Source organism: Pseudomonas sp. NPDC087615 (assembly GCF_044743445.1).
Classification (GTDB): domain Bacteria; phylum Pseudomonadota; class Gammaproteobacteria; order Pseudomonadales; family Pseudomonadaceae; genus Aquipseudomonas; species Aquipseudomonas baetica_A.
The window spans coordinates 1-1,878 of record NZ_JBIUWM010000138.1 but is presented as its reverse complement, the minus strand read 5'-3'; the positions used below and the strand labels follow the sequence as shown (position 1 = coordinate 1,878).

The 1,878-nt window shown below is 56.7% G+C and carries 3 protein-coding genes; all 3 read right to left on the bottom strand.

Going from position 1 to position 1,878, the window contains the following annotated elements; translation table 11 throughout:
• Nucleotides 1-56: 56 nt before the first annotated feature.
• Complete coding sequence (gene csrA / locus ACIOU6_RS27950) at nt 57-245, bottom strand: carbon storage regulator CsrA (protein WP_401139973.1); 189 nt, start codon at nt 243-245, stop codon at nt 57-59.
• A 187-nt stretch (nt 246-432) separates the two neighbouring features.
• Nucleotides 433-1,674 carry an aspartate kinase gene (locus ACIOU6_RS27945; protein ID WP_401139970.1) on the bottom strand — a complete coding sequence of 414 codons (1,242 nt, stop codon included), beginning with the start codon at nt 1,672-1,674 and terminating at the stop codon, nt 433-435.
• Between the two features lie 90 nt (nt 1,675-1,764).
• On the bottom strand, nt 1,765-1,878 hold a 114-nt coding region (locus ACIOU6_RS27940), incomplete at its 5' end, for a DHHA1 domain-containing protein (RefSeq protein ID WP_401139975.1).

The following is a 1,878-nucleotide window of genomic DNA, read 5'->3' as shown; positions in this document are numbered from 1 at the left end:
CGGGGCGTATATTAACCACCTTCTTCCCCGTTTGCAAACATAAAAAACGATAAAAATTAATGGCTTGGTTCTTCGTCCTTCTCCTTCTTTATACGCAGGTAAATTTCCTCACGGTGCACGGCAACCTCTTTCGGGGCGTTGACGCCGATACGCACTTGATTTCCTTTAACGCCGAGCACGGTTACGGTGATTTCGCCCTCACCGATAATCAGGCTTTCTGCGCACCGACGAGTCAGAATCAGCATACCTTTCTCCTCACGCAATTCAGTTCAGGGACAACAGTCTGCAAAAAAAAGGCACCCGACCTACAACCGGAGCGATCGTAGCCCTACATGCCTGAGTATTGACTAGCGCGAGCAAAAGAACAGTTCAGGTCTCGCGTCATTCAAAAATAAAGGGCGCGATCAAACCGCGCCCTTCAAGGAAACGGAATTACTCGCCCTGACGGGCAGGAGCATCCAGTTCGAAAGCCGTGTGCAGGGCGCGCACAGCCAGCTCCAGATATTTCTCTTCAATGACGACGGAAACCTTGATTTCCGAAGTCGAGATCATCTGGATGTTGATGCTTTCCTTGGCCAGGGATTCGAACATGCGACTGGCCACGCCAGCGTGGGAACGCATGCCGACGCCGACGATCGAGACTTTGGCAATCTTGGTGTCACCCACCACTTCACGGGCACCGATCTCGCGAGCGGTGTTTTCCAGCACGGTCTGCGCGCCCTGGTAGTCGTTGCGGTGCACAGTGAAGGTGAAGTCGGTGGTGTTATCGTGCGCGACGTTCTGCACGATCATGTCGACTTCGATGTTCGCAGCACTGATCGGGCCGAGAATCTTGAACGCCACACCTGGAGTGTCTGGCACGCCACGGATGGTCAGCTTGGCTTCATCGCGGTTGAAAGCGATGCCGGAAATGATCGGCTGTTCCAAGGTTTCCTCTTCATCAATAGTAATGAGGGTGCCCGGACCCTCCTTGAAGCTGTGCAGTACGCGCAGCGGAACGTTGTACTTGCCGGCGAATTCCACCGCACGGATCTGCAACACCTTGGAACCGAGACTGGCCATTTCCAGCATCTCTTCGAAGGTGATCTTGTCCAGACGCTGAGCGACCGACACAACACGCGGGTCGGTGGTGTAAACACCATCAACGTCGGTGTAGATCTGACACTCATCCGCCTTGAGCGCTGCCGCCAGTGCCACTCCCGTGGTATCGGAACCGCCGCGACCGAGGGTGGTGATGTTGCCGTGTTCGTCGACACCCTGAAAACCAGCGACAACCACCACGCGACCTGCTTTCAGATCACCACGAATCTTCTGGTCATCAATCTGCAGGATACGCGCTTTATTGTGTGCACTGTCCGTCAGGATCCGCACCTGATTACCGGTGTACGACACCGCCGGCACACCGCGCTTGATCAGCGCCATGGCCAACAGGGCAATCGTCACCTGCTCACCGGTGGAAACGATCACGTCCAGTTCACGGGGAACCGGTTGACCGTCGCCACTGATTTGCTTGGCCAGATCGATCAGACGGTTGGTTTCGCCGCTCATTGCAGACAGCACGACCACCAGGTCATCGCCGGCATCGCGGAATTTCTTAACCTTGTCGGCGACCTGCTCGATTCTCTCGACAGTGCCGACCGAGGTGCCTCCAAATTTCTGTACGATCAAAGCCATTTCAAAGCCGCCTCTGCCCATGAAGGGCGCCCAATAATCACACAAACAGCCGCCGGGCCCACCACTAGACTGCGGGCCCGGCGGGCCGCCTTATAAACCCTGCTCGACGAATGGAACGGTCAACGCCAGTGCGCCATCCAGTGCGCCGGCGTCGACACCGCCGCCCTGCGCCATGTCCGGACGACCACCGCCCTTCCCGCCCAC

Coding starts and splice junctions, on each gene's coding strand:
- csrA (WP_401139973.1), bottom strand. CDS start 245: ATGCTGATTCTGACTCGTCGGTGCGCAGAAAGCCTGATTATCGGTGAG.
- ACIOU6_RS27945 (WP_401139970.1), bottom strand. CDS start 1,674: ATGGCTTTGATCGTACAGAAATTTGGAGGCACCTCGGTCGGCACTGTC.